The sequence below is a fragment of the Bacillus sp. L75 genome (genome assembly GCF_003676355.1).
Taxonomy (GTDB): domain Bacteria; phylum Bacillota; class Bacilli; order Bacillales; family Bacillaceae; genus Bacillus; species Bacillus velezensis.
On the sequence record NZ_ML064920.1, the window covers coordinates 25,339 to 37,568 of the forward strand.

8 protein-coding genes and 1 pseudogene are annotated in these 12,230 nt (G+C 46.2%); 2 read left to right on the plus strand and 7 right to left on the minus strand.

What is annotated here, in order from left to right:
- Positions 1 to 2: 2 nt before the first annotated feature.
- The 7 genes from sucA to cdaS form a co-directional block, all read right to left on the minus strand.
- Entirely contained in the window at positions 3 to 2,837 is a 2,835-nt protein-coding gene (sucA, locus tag D5S11_RS18750) for a 2-oxoglutarate dehydrogenase E1 component (protein ID WP_007407971.1), read from the minus strand.
- A 227-nt stretch (positions 2,838 to 3,064) separates the two neighbouring features.
- The gene (locus tag D5S11_RS18755) at positions 3,065 to 4,981 is read right to left on the minus strand and encodes a vWA domain-containing protein (protein WP_108724923.1); all 1,917 of its coding nucleotides are present in this window, start codon (positions 4,979 to 4,981) and stop codon (positions 3,065 to 3,067) included.
- A gap of 10 nt (positions 4,982 to 4,991) precedes the next feature.
- Entirely contained in the window at positions 4,992 to 5,882 is an 891-nt protein-coding gene (locus D5S11_RS18760) for an AAA family ATPase (protein WP_032869968.1), read from the minus strand.
- A 77-nt stretch (positions 5,883 to 5,959) separates the two neighbouring features.
- Entirely contained in the window at positions 5,960 to 6,538 is a 579-nt protein-coding gene (locus D5S11_RS18765) for a superoxide dismutase family protein (RefSeq protein ID WP_108724922.1), read from the minus strand.
- Between the two features lie 81 nt (positions 6,539 to 6,619).
- Positions 6,620 to 7,855 (minus strand): C40 family peptidase, encoded by a 1,236-nt coding sequence (locus tag D5S11_RS18770; RefSeq protein WP_061581518.1) that lies wholly within the window; start codon positions 7,853 to 7,855, stop codon positions 6,620 to 6,622.
- 320 nt (positions 7,856 to 8,175) lie between these two features.
- Positions 8,176 to 9,387, minus strand: a complete 1,212-nt coding sequence (locus D5S11_RS18775) for a macrolide family glycosyltransferase (RefSeq protein WP_108724921.1) — start codon at positions 9,385 to 9,387, stop codon at positions 8,176 to 8,178.
- A 118-nt stretch (positions 9,388 to 9,505) separates the two neighbouring features.
- A complete protein-coding gene (gene cdaS / locus D5S11_RS18780) occupies positions 9,506 to 10,132 on the minus strand; it encodes a sporulation-specific diadenylate cyclase CdaS (protein WP_007407964.1) in 627 nt (208 codons plus the stop codon).
- Between the two features lie 275 nt (positions 10,133 to 10,407).
- Here cdaS and D5S11_RS18785 point away from each other — a divergent pair, with 275 nt between their 5' ends.
- On the plus strand, positions 10,408 to 11,769 hold the full coding sequence (locus D5S11_RS18785) for an MATE family efflux transporter (protein ID WP_020955938.1): 1,362 nt from the start codon (positions 10,408 to 10,410) through the stop codon (positions 11,767 to 11,769).
- A 13-nt stretch (positions 11,770 to 11,782) separates the two neighbouring features.
- Positions 11,783 to 12,230, plus strand: a pseudogene (locus tag D5S11_RS18790) (RsbT co-antagonist protein RsbRB); the annotation flags it as partial.

Consider the following 12,230-nt stretch of genomic DNA (forward strand, 5'->3'; position numbering starts at 1 on the left):
CCTTAGTTTTTGCGAGTCAAGCTATCAGATACAATGCGTTCCTGTTCTTTTTTGTGGACTGTCGGATCTCCTTCTGCGGGACTGGATCGTCTTCTTCGGCCGATGTATTGGACATTTACTCCTTTTGGCGCGATTTCCGTCAGATACGGGCTGATATAACTCCATGCCCCCATGTTCTGCGGCTCTTCCTGAACCCAAACGATCTCTTGCAGGTTCGGCAGTTTGGCGAAAAGCTCCTTCGTATCTTTTGCCGGGAACGGATACAGCTGTTCGATTCTGGCAATATGAAGCCAATCCTTATCGCCTTCCATTTTGTTGAAGTGATCGCTGATATCAATTGACACTTTTCCGCTTGATAATACGACGCGAGTCACTTTTTCGTAAGCATGGGAAAGACCGGACTGCTCATAGACAGGCTTGAATCGGCTTTCGCTCAGTTCCTGCACTTCAGATACCGTATTCGGGTTGCGCAGCAGGCTCTTCGGCGTCATGATCACAAGCGGGCGGATTTCCTCACGAAGCAGCATTTTCGCTTGTCTTCTTAAAATATGGAAATACTGAGCCGCACTTGTCAGGTTGGCCACCGTCCAGTTGTTTTCCGCCGCCAGCTGCAGGAACCGCTCGACGCGGCCGCTGGAGTGTTCAGGGCCCTGCCCTTCGTAACCGTGAGGCAGCAGCATGACCAGTCCTGATTTTTGTCCCCATTTTGCCCGTCCTGCAGATATGAATTGATCAAAATAGACTTGAGCCGCATTGGCAAAGTCCCCGTACTGCGCCTCCCACATCACAAGCGTTTCAGGCGAATACACGTTGTATCCATATTCAAAGCCGAGAACCGATCCTTCAGAGAGCGGGCTGTTATGCACCGTAAATGAAGCAGCGCAGTCGTCTAAGTGATGGAGGGCAACAAATTCTTCTCCTGTTTCGCTGTCATGCAGCACAAGGTTTCTTTGAGCGAACGTTCCGCGCTCTGAATCCTGTCCGGTCAGCCGGATCGGCGTGCCGTCTTTCAAAATGGAAGCAAACGCAAGCGATTCAGCCAATGACCATTCAACTTTACGGTCATCATCAAACGCTTTTGCACGTCTTTCCAGGATTCTTTTCAGCTTGCCGAACACGTTAAAAGATTCCGGCCAGTTGATAAGTTCGCCGTTCAGCTTGCGGAGAACATCAAAATCAATGGCTGTGTCAACGTCTGGAAAACCGTTGGACACCGGTTCCGGCAATTCAATTTCCCGTACGGCGTCTTCTTTTTTGGCGGGCACCTTTTTATAGGCGTCTTCAATTCGTTTTGTCACTGTCGTTTCGATGTTTTGCGCTTTTTCCTCGCTGATCAGTCCTTCACTTACGAGTTTTTCCGCAAAGATCCGCTTGACAGTCGGGTGTTTTCTGACGGCGTCATACAGCATCGGCTGTGTCGTTGACGGCTCATCCATTTCATTGTGGCCGTACCGTCTGTACCCGATTAAATCGATTAAGAAATCTTTATTGAACCGCTTCCGGTATTCAACCGCAAATTTAACGGCTGACAGGCATGCTTCCGGATCATCCGCGTTGACGTGAACGATCGGAATTTCATAGCCCTTCGCCAAATCACTGGCATATTTCGTGGATCGTGATTCATCGCTTTCAGTTGTAAAGCCGATCATATTATTGGCGATGATATGAATGGCCCCGCCGACCTGATAGCCTTTCAGAGAGCTTAAGTTCAGCGTCTCGGCGACAATGCCTTCTCCCGGAAACGCTGCGTCACCGTGAATTAAAATGGCGAGCGATTTTGTTTCGTCTTGAACCGGGTACCCCTTTTGCGTTCTTGTTTCCTGTGCCGCCCGCGTGCTTCCTTCAACAATCGGATTGATGAATTCCAAATGGCTCGGGTTATTTGCAAGCGTAATCCGCGCGCTTTTGGTTTCAGCATCCTGAAGCTGTCTGTCTGCACCGAGGTGGTATTTTACATCGCCCGTCCAGCCGTAGCTGATGCCGGTCGATCCTTCAGACGGCACAAGGTCTTTATTCGGCGCGTGCTGGAATTCTGAGAAAATAATCTCATACGGTTTGCCGAGCACATGCGCAAGCACATTTAAACGGCCTCTGTGCGCCATCCCGATATTGACATTGGTTGTGCCCGCTTTCACAGACTGGGCGATAATGTCGTCAAGAACCGGCACAAGCGCGTCTAATCCCTCAATTGAGAAACGCTTCTGACCGACGAATGTCCGGTGTAAAAATTGTTCAAATCCTTCTACTTCCGTCAGTCTTTCTAAAACGGCTGACAGTTTTTCCGGTGAATTTTTCCGGAACAGTTCTCCGGATTCGACCATTTTTGTAATCCATGCGCGCTCTTCGAAATCATGCACATGGTCAAACTCGAAGGAGATGGTTCTTTTATAGGTATTGCGTAAATGCTGGATGGCTTCTAAGCCGTTTGTTATATTGGCAGGTGCGTCCTTACAGATGACAGACGCGGGTATTGCTTTCATTTCTTCTTCTGTAAGCCCGTACTCGGATAACGGAAAGAGCTCGCTCTTTTTCGGATCCTTTCTGAGCGGATTGACGGAAGCGTTCAGATGGCCATAGGTTCGAATATCTTCTGCAAGTTTAACTGCTGCTGCGATCTTTTGAATCAGATCTGCGGTGACGCGTCCCTGTTCCTTTGTTCCCGATGCCTCTTTTATTTGGCTTGGCGGAGCGCCGAGTTCGTCAAACATGTCTTTCAGATCCGGATCAATGCTGTCTGGATCTTCAGCATATTGGTCGTACAGCTCCAGTGCGTAGCCGAGGTTCGGTCCGTAAAAATCTTCCCAATTCATTCTTTGTTTCATATTATTTTGAAACATTTGAATATTACCCCCAACCTAGATAATCAAGTGATCAATTCACTATCTTGAAATAACTTTTGAACGCTGTGCCCAAAATTATGTAATAAAAACGCTTCCAAGGATATTTTACCACTGATTGCGTTTGGATTCTACCTTGATTGTTCACAAAATAGTAAAAAAAACAGATCAATACCGAAAAAATTAAATCATTTTAAAATAAAAAGCGAAAAAGCATAGGAAAAAGCCTATCCTATGCTTTTATGAAGCAGTTTTTTCAAGAGCGGATACAGCACATCGGGCAGCTGATCGACATCCGGAACAAAAATACTGTACTTTCCGTACATATCCTGAATGGTTTTCATCTGTGATTCCTCTATTGCAGTATTGGACAGAAAAACATTTATGACTTCTATCCCTTTTTTTCTCGCTTCGATGACAGCCTCGCTCGTATCGACGATGCCGTTTTGTTCGTATCCGAATGCTGCCGGCTCTCCGTCTGAAAACACGATTAAAAATTTTTGCGCCTCACTCCGCCGCATCAGCTGTTTCGTCATTTGTCTGATGGCGTATCCGTCTCTGTTATCTTCTTCAGGCGCAAGCTGCATGATTAGCGGACCCGCCGCCTGCAGCAGCGACTCTTCAAACGGAATGACGGTATTGAAGAAATTCGGCTGGCTCGTTTCGGTCGCTTCGTTTGTATCCTCCCAAAATCCGACGATCTGGTGCGGTACGGACACTGATTTCAAGGCTTCATGAAAAAGAACGATCCCTCTTTTTGTTTCATCCATTTTGTCGAACATGCTGGCCGAACAATCGACAAGCAATGTAAAAACGGCGTCAATGTCTGAAGACGGGTCCTGCTTTTTATAGAAAAGGCGCGGGTTCCGCTCCGTAAAATAGCGGATCAGTTTGCGATTCAGCCGGCCTGCGTGAAGGTCGGTCCGCGGGAGCGTTTTTTTGTGCTCAAGTGTTTTTTGTATCATCTGCTTCAAGCGTTTTTGATATGATTCTATCGTTTTTGCCTGTTCTTTATAAGACTGCTCCTCTTCAGGAGACGCTTTATGAGGCGTTTGATAAACCGGGAAGGCAAATTTGTTTTCTTTTCCGTCAGCCAGCCCCGCGCCCTCATGTTCATCCTGAATGGATTCAAGCGCTTCCAGTTTGGAGTAATCCTCTCTTTTCGTCTGACGTGCGGAACCTTGAACGGAGCCGAGCGCCTGGTCACCGTCATCGCCTTCTCTGGCCGCGTCTTTCCCAAGATCTGATTTCGCGCCGTGCTCAATATCAAATTGAAGGAAACTTTTTGACGGCGCTTCGGTTTCCCGGTGCCACGTATTCATTTTCTCTTCAAGGATTTCTTCATCTCCGTCGGAAGACTCAGGGAGCGTGAGATCGTCACTTAACGAAGGCGCTTTTTTTACACTTTCGAATAAAGGCTCTTCAGCCGCTTTTTCGTAATCAAGTTCCGGCAGAAAAAAGTACGTGTTCAGCATATCTTTCTCAAGCACTTCATCAAGGCCTTCCATGAGGTCTTCCGTTATTCTTGCGATTTGTTCCGTAGAATCCGCCTCATACACCCGGATGAGCTGACGTTCAATATACGGTATCATCATATCAATATGTTCATGCATGGAAGGAATGCCTTCAAGCGGAGACTCAGCCGTCAGCTTGACAAACATCGCGCAATACAAAGCGTCGGTGAAAATGCTCCGTTCTAAATTCAATGTCAGCTGCGTCGTGAAATATTTCCTGTACATCTCCCTCCGCTTCTGAAAAACACGTTTCGTTCCCGGCCGTTCTTTTTTGGTCAGCTCTTCAATTCTGATATCCTCAAGCAGCATAAACAGCTGCTTGGCAAAGCTTTGGCGGGTGAAATGCCGGTGAACGTCATTTAAAAACCCCGCAAATTCCCGAAATGAGCTGCTGCGTGTTCCGACAGCGCGCAAATAGACATCGCTTTTCAGGCCGGCTTCCATATCCCCGGCTGATCGGTCTTTCCAAAAGTGGCTCATGTAAATTTTCTTTTCAAAGGGATTGTAGTAAGACTGCACGCCGTATTCCACTTCAACTTCACTGCTTCTGGTCAGTGTTTTGGCCAGGTCAGTCAGCATCATGAACAAAAACGAATCAATCGTGCTGTCGTTAAATTTGATAAACTTCATTGTATATCCCTCATTCGAACAGCGTTTCTGCAATATTTCTGACAGCGGCTTTTTCCCTGTCATCGTCAAGTTTTTCTACGATGCCTCTTTCAATCGCCCGTTTCGGCGGGATGTACGCAGCCAAGTCACACGTATCAATGAGAGCCCTGATGGACGCCGCTTCTTCTGACACTTGTCCGTTATGCGCTTGTGCGATTAAATCAGAAGACAGCGTCATAAAACGCTCAATTAATTTCTCATCTTTTAAGACAGACTGAGAGGTCAGCACCTGTTTCAGGAGGCTTCCTTTAATATACGGAACATCAATGATGACAAAACGGTTTTTAAGGGCTTCGTTCAGCGGAACGGTGCCGACGTAGCCTTCATTAATCGCGGCGATAACACCGAATCCTTCGCTTGCCTTAATCACTTCTCCTGTAAAGGGATTTGTCATCATTTTTCTGTAATCTAGCACGCCGTTTAGAATCGGAAGGGTTTCAGGCTTTGCCATATTGATTTCGTCAATGTATAAAAAATGTCCCTTGTTCATTGCGGTTGTTACAGGTCCGGGAACGAATTCAATTGTCGCCTGTCCCTGTTCATTTTCAATCGTTTTATAGCCGACAAGCGCTTCTGCATCGAGGTCTACGGAGCAGTTGACGCTGTGCATCGGTTTATGAAAATAGTTCGAAAGCGTTTCCGCCAATTTTGTTTTCCCTGAACCCGTCGGTCCTTTTAATAAGATATTTTTTCCCATTGTCAAAGCAATGACGGCATCGAATACAATCGCTTTATCTTCGGCCTCATAGCCTGATGATCCGATTAAATCCCGGAATTCTTGGGAAACGGGATGATTTTGATAAGCCTGCAGTTTGTTTTGTATATCTTCCGGAAGTGATAGGTGCTGTAATTCTGAAGTCATAGGTGATGTTTCCTTTCCATTTGTATTCCATAACCGAGTATACTAAAAAAGCCCTTGTATACTCAATACAAAAGGGCTCATTCCCTGCGGGCGCTTTTTGTCAGGGGAGCGCAGGCGATTCTGGCTCCGGAATTTCCGCTCGGGTTTGTCAAATAATCGTCCGTATGTTCATGAATGACGAACGCGCTTCCGTCCCGGTCGAGCAGGCTGAGTCTGCTCCCTTCTTTTAATGAAGTTTGCGGCGCGTTCATAATGACATCCACTTTACCGTCAGCCCCCACTTCAAGATTGGGGAGATCCCCGGCGTGATGACCCATCGGATTGTTGAAGCCGTGTTCTTTGTTCAAAGGGTTGAACGGACCGCCGGCTGATTCGAAATCAGGTGCCTGACATGTCCCTTTTTCATAAATATGAAACCCGAGAGAAGTGCCGGGCGGCAGATGCCCCGCTGATATATGAATGTCTGACCCTTCATCATCAGATTCCCTCACTTCGATATATCCGATCGTTTTTCCGTTTTGATTGATGAGTCCGGCATGCTCACGGTATGCAGATGCTTCCAATGCGCGGCTTTCCCCATGTTTTTTGGGCGGAACAGGAGCGCAGCCGCAAAGCGTAATTGATGCGAGCATGAGAAAAAGCAAGAGACGATTCATGCTTCCTCCCCCTTATTTTTTACCCATCAGTCTTGTCAAAACGTAAAAATGGTAAACAAAAAAAGCCCCGAAAGGCTTTTTTTAAAAATAACTGCGCGCTCCTAAATAAGCTTTTTTCCAATACGGATTGCTTAAGTTTGAAACTTCAACCCCGGAGGAGCTTGCGTGAATAAAATCTCCTCCGCCTAAATACATTCCCATATGAGAAGGGCCCGCTTTATATGTCGTAAAGAAGACAAAGTCGCCTGCTGACGGCTGGCTGATATGTTTCATCGTATTCCAATATCCGGCCGTGCTCAGACGGGAAACAGAGCTTACCTTATTTAAAAGGTAATAGATGTAACCGCTGCAATCGAAGCCCGCAGGCGTATTGCCTCCCCAGCGGTAAGGCACGCCGACATGTTTTTTCGCCTCGCCTATCATTCTGTCAATCTTTGACCCTGTCACCGGAGGTTCGGGAGTATTCGGCTTGTTTGGTTTTGCCGGTTTGTTATCCGGCTGCCGCACAGGATCTTCTGTTTTTCCCGTTCCGTTAATCACCAGAACTTGTCCGATTTGAAGCACATCAGTTGTCAATTTATTTTTTTCTCTGATGAGCTGAGCGGTGATGCCGAACCGATTAGCAATTTTCCAGAGGGAATCGCCTGCTTTTACTTTGTAAGTGGATGGCTTCTCAGAAGGATTTGAATGAGATGGCGGTGTTGTGCCGCTGTTTCCGTTATGTGAAGAACCTTTGATCTTTAACACTTGATTCGGATACAGCATGTCTGATGTTAATTGATTCAGCTTTTTCAGTTCGGCGATGGTGATGCCGGTTTGATTGGCGATTTTCCACAGCGAGTCACCCGGCTTCACAGTGTAAGTCCCTGATGCGCCTTTATCAGGCTTTGTCTGTCTGCCGCCTCCGTCCGTGCCGCCGGCAGACCCTTTAATTTTCAGTTTCTGGCCCGGATAGATGACATCTGAACTCAAACGGTTCAGGCTTCTCAGCTCAGAAACGCTCATTTTGTATTTTTTTGCGATTACCCATAATGAGTCGCCGTATGTAACTGTGTAAGCACCCGTGCTTCGTTTTCCCTTTTGCCCCGTTTTGCCGCTGCCGTCAGGAATGTGCAGCCGCTGTCCTGGGTGGAGTATCGTTGATTTCAGTTTATTTTCCGCCTGCAGGGCTGAAATACTTGTATGATATTGCCGGGAAAGCTTCCAAAGAGAGTCGCCGCTTTTTACTTGAATGGTTTTTGCTTCAGCGGGATGCACGGCGAAGGTTGAAGTCATTACTGCAGATACAGCCAGTCCGGCTGCGATTTTTTTCTTCATATAACGAAAAACCTCCTATTTATCATTGCTGAAAGGGACGTTCCTTTTCTTTGGACGCCGCCTGTTATTCAGGATTCATTCATAAGTCGACATTAATTCCGATTCATTTGGCCTTAGATCATCACCAATGCCACACATTTTACATAAATTGAGAACATTTCACAAAAGACTTTGGAATCATTTTCATAACATGGCTTTTTTCCGCGACATTCCACCTTTCTTGTCTGTTTTTCATACAATTCTCTTTATGGCGTGAAAAATCCTCCCGAAAAACAATCAAAAAAAGCCCGCTTCCTTTAAAGGAAGCGGGTGACGGCTGATTACAGAACCCGGGTCTCGGCAGTTTTCACGTCTTCTGCTATCAATTCCGCTGCACGCTGTGCTCCGCCGGCCGCTTTCAGGGATTCTCCGATTTCAGAAACTTTTGTCTGATATTCAGGATTTTCGCTCAATTCTTTTATTGCTTCAGTGAGCAGTTCCGCTGTTACATCTTCTTTTTTAAACATTTTGCCCGCGCCCGTGTTTTCCACTTGGCTTCCGACGGCGAACTGATCTGCGCCCATCGGAATGACAATCATCGGGGTTTTGTAGTAAAGCCCTTCGCTCGTACTGTTCATCCCGCCGTGAGTGATAAATAAGTCTGCTCTCTTCAGGATCTCAAGCTGCGGAACATAAGGCTTGACAATGACATTCTCAGGAATTTCATCAAGCTCCGCCGGATCAAGATGTTTGCCGATTGACATGACGGCTTTTCCGTTAAAGTTTCTGACCGCTTTTAAGCATTTATTAAACAATTCCTTCTGATTGTTAAAAATCGTACCCATGGAAATAAACAGGACTTTTTCTCCTTCAAGCTGTTCAAACGGGAAATCTTGAGCCGCCGCCCTTTCGGTTATGGACGGACCGACAAAGAGATAAGAATCGCCAAACTCTTCTTCTTTCGGCTGAAACGCTCTTGAAGTAAATACGATGGTTTTTCTGCCGTCATTTGAGAAAATATCATACGGCGTTTTAATGTCTGCGCTGAATTCTTCATTGAGCCGGCTGACCGCTTCGGTATAAGCCGGATAATGAGATGATTCCTCTGATACAAGGTTTGTATTTGAAAACACTTCTTTAATAAATGCTTCATTCATTGCAAATGTCGTACAAAGTGAATATGCCGGCAGTTTCAGCTGGTTTCTCACGAGCCTTCCTGCCAGAAAATGATGATCATACAGGATGTAGTCGTAGGATTCATCTTTTACTTCCTCAAGAATACGGAGTGCGGCTTTTTTGGAAGTCTCAATCATTAATAGCAAAAACTCGGTAGCGTCCCGCTGTTCATCACCCGTTGCATTTTTTCCGAATTCATCTTTTCGGAAATCTTCATATTCACGGAATTCCGCTCCGCTTGACGCGATTTTGTTCTCATATTCCTTCACGCCGTAATATACGACATGTTCCCCTTTTGCCTTCAGTTCTTTTACGACGCCTAAAGACGGATTGATATGGCCTTCTCCCGGAAAGCCGATCATCAATACATTTGCCATCTTTCCACTCCCTATTCTTTTAAATTTTATGTATATTTAAACGATAACATCAATACAGAAAAAGGTAAAGATGTTCACCTTATTAATATTAAATGGGTACAATATTCCCATTTTCTTATTATTTCGTATGAAGCGCCCGCGGCGAAACAAGCGGATACAGTCCGCCGTCTTTAGCAAAGGACATTTTTCCCGTTTCTTCTGAAACAACGAGCACGAGTGCATCAGTCACGGCCGAAAGTCCCATCGCGGCCCTGTGGCGCGTCCCGTATTTGAGATCGACATGTTTTGTTGTGAGCGGGAGCACATTGGCTGCTGATACAACCCGGTTTTCTCTGACCAATACGGCTCCGTCATGAAGCGGATTGCCGGGATAAAAAATACTCTCAATTAAAGCTGCACTGATCTCGGCATGCAGGCTGGTCCCTTTTTGTATCATTCCGTCCAGCGGATCTGCACGTTCAATCACAATCAGCGCTCCGTGTTTTTCTTCCGCCAGATGCTGCACGGCCCTCGCCAGCTCTGTATAGGAAGGCGTAAAGTGTTCGATATATGACTGCAGGTAAAACGACGAAGCGACAGCCTGCATTTCCTGAAACGTATGTCCCAGTTCATCTAATTCGCAAAGAAGGCATTGGTCTTTTTCATCCAATGTCCGCAGTATCATTCCGGCATCCTCCGTAATTTGTTTCAAATACGTTTGAACGGCAGCGGTAAACGCGCTTTCCGTCATTTGAGTGTGGCGCATGTCACATCAGCTCCTTTCCCTTATTTTCTGCATCGCGCGCATGGATATGCGCCGCTGTGTGCACCATAATCATGAAAGGAGGCGCACATCATATGGAATTCGCACGGCTGATGCAATATATCTGCACCTTTTTAGGGGTCATTTCACTTTCATTCATTTATGCCAAGATGTTTAAAAAGCCGAAACCGGACAAAAAAGAGTAGGCCGGCTTTCATTGCTTTTTATACATAAAATGTTATAATTTCTCTCGTTAATAAAGAAACGGGGAACCTAACTTGAGAGAAACGAACACGATCGGCCAAAAGGTCAGACAGCTGTTACATATCTTCATTCCGATTTTAATCACACAGGCGGGCCTTTCCCTGATCACCTTTTTGGATACGGTGATGTCAGGGAAAGTGAGCGCTGCCGATTTAGCCGGGGTTGCAATTGGTTCAAGCCTGTGGACGCCGGTTTATACGGGCCTTGCAGGAATATTAATGGCCGTTACGCCCGTTGTTTCGCAGCTGTTTGGAGCCGGCAGACAAAAGGAAGTGCCGTTTTCCGTCATCCAGGCCGTTTATGTAGCGGCCGTTCTCAGTGCGGCGGTTATCCTGATCGGCTTTTTCACCGTTGATATGATCTTGGGACATTTGGGCCTGGAACCTCGTGTCCGGACGATCGCAAAACACTTTTTAGGATTTTTATCCCTCGGTATTTTTCCTTTGTTTGTGTACACCGTTTTGCGCTCGTTTATTGACGCACTCGGCAAAACGCGAGTCACAATGCTTATTACGCTTTGCTCATTGCCTATTAATTTTGTTTTAAATTATGTATTTATTTTCGGGAAATTCAACATGCCGGCATTGGGAGGAGTCGGGGCGGGGCTCGCTTCCGCCCTGACTTACTGGTGTATTTGCGCCATCAGCTTTTTTATCGTCTGCAGATTTGAGCCGTTTGCCGGGTACTCTGTATTTCGGAAACTGTACCGTTTTTCTCCGTCTGAATGCAGGAAGCTTTTGAAAATCGGATTGCCTATCGGTTTTGCGGTATTTTTTGAAACGAGCATTTTTGCGGCTGTCACACTGCTTATGAGCCATTTTCAGACGGTGACGATTGCAGCCCACCAAGCGGCAATGAATTTTGCTTCCCTCTTGTATATGCTGCCGCTCAGCGTATCCATGGCCATGACCATTTTAGTCGGATTTGAAGCAGGCGCAAAGCGCTACAGGGATGCCCGGTCATACAGCTATATCGGCATTGTGATGGCCCTTTGTTTTTCTTTATGCACGGCGGCTTTCATTTTGCTGTTCAGACCGCAAATCGCCGGAATGTATACATCAGATCCGGCGGTGCTCATGTTGACGCAGCACTTTTTAATCTATGCGCTGTTTTTCCAGCTTTCTGATGCCGTAGCAGCTCCGATACAAGGCGCTCTGAGAGGATATAAGGATGTCAATTATACACTCGGCGCGGCTTTTGTGTCGTATTGGATTATCGGGCTTCCGGTCGGTTACGCAGTCGGCACTTATACGGGCCTCGGGGCATACGGCTACTGGATCGGGTTAATTGCGGGACTTGCCGCAGGAGCTCTCGGTTTATTCTTCAGACTGATGAAACTGCAAAAGCATTATGTGAAAAAAATGACGATTTTATAAAGGAGGAGCAGCAATGCCAAAACATAAACTGCTGTACGATTATTTAACTGAACGGGCGGAGGACATCAGTCAGACATGGTTTGATACGCTTCATGAAACGGATCCTGATTCTGTTTATGCTTCTACTGACCCGGCTGTACTCACAAATCTGAAAAAACAAAATCTGGCGTTTAATTATCAACTCAATCGGATTTTTTCTGAAGAGAAGGAAGTATATACAGCGGCATTGGAAAAGTGGGCGTTTGAAGCCGCACGGGATAAAGAACATTTAAAAACTCCCATCCATTATATTATTCGCGAGTTTATCAGAGTTCGTGATTTGTATGTCGGCCATGTCAAGCAGTTTACCAGACTTCATTCAGACACCGTGACAGAAGAAGATGCCGAAGATATATTCCATACGCTGATTAAATCTTTTGATGTGGTCATTCATATTTTCATAGAGGAAATATTCCTGCTCA